Raw genomic sequence first — 570 nt, forward strand, 5'->3', positions numbered from 1 at the left:
ATATGAACAGAAAGGAGGGGCCGTGTTGCACAATGTGATCGTAGTGACAAGCTGCCTGTCCGATGAACGAGCGGAAGCCGTCCGGCAATCTGCGGAATGAGAGGGGCAGTCAGGCAGGCCGTTGTAGGCATCATTCCGGAGCTTGAAGGCCGCGTGTATGATGTATACCCTCCGGATGGGGCCGTTGAGCCTCTTTTTGCGGCCATCACGCTCGGTGAGGACGTATGGAAATCCTCATGGGCGGGGTACCGGCAGGTGGTTCGCTTGAAGCTGTATGCGAATCCTACCGAATTACTGCAGCTGGATCGCTGGGCGAATCAATTAATTCCGGGACTTCACCGCAAGCGGGTTACCGGAGCAGATGGGAACAGCTTCAAGCTGCATTATTTGGGTGTGCCGGAAGCCGACAAGTTCGATCCATCCACAGGCAAAATGATCCGAATCATGCGATTCGGTGTCTATGTGCCGGAGCTTTCAGGAGCCGGTTTCACCGGACAGCCTGACGAATGGCTGAGTGCGCTGGCAGCCTGGACGGGAGATGTGCTGGGCAATTCCTGGAGCATCTACCAC

At 56.3% G+C, this 570-nt stretch carries 1 pseudogene; it reads left to right on the plus strand.

What is annotated here, in order from left to right:
• Positions 1 to 96 precede the first annotated feature (96 nt).
• A pseudogene (locus C3B52_RS35805) lies at positions 97 to 570 on the plus strand (hypothetical protein); the annotation flags it as partial.

Source organism: Brevibacillus reuszeri, assembly GCF_002897295.1.
Lineage (GTDB): Bacteria > Bacillota > Bacilli > Brevibacillales > Brevibacillaceae > Brevibacillus > Brevibacillus reuszeri_A.